At 56.3% G+C, this 279-nt stretch carries 1 rRNA gene; it reads left to right on the top strand.

Features of this window, described 5'->3' with window-relative positions:
- Positions 1 to 279, top strand: a 16S ribosomal RNA gene (locus AC0LWN_RS32855); the annotation flags it as partial.

Raw genomic sequence — 279 nt, 5'->3', positions numbered from 1 at the left:
ATGCAAGTCGAGCGGAGCTTATCCTTCGGGGTAAGCTTAGCGGCGGACGGGTGAGTAACACGTAGGCAACCTACCCTGTAGACTGGGATAACTACCGGAAACGGTAGCTAATACCGGATAATTCCTTTCTTCACCTGAGGGAAGGATGAAAGGCGGAGCAATCTGCTACTAGAGGATGGGCCTGCGGCGCATTAGCTAGTTGGTGGGGTAACGGCCCACCAAGGCGACGATGCGTAGCCGACCTGAGAGGGTGAACGGCCACACTGGGACTGAGACACG

This window comes from Paenibacillus sp. sgz302115 (assembly GCF_056120445.1).
This window is presented reverse-complemented; position numbering and strand designations above follow the sequence as displayed.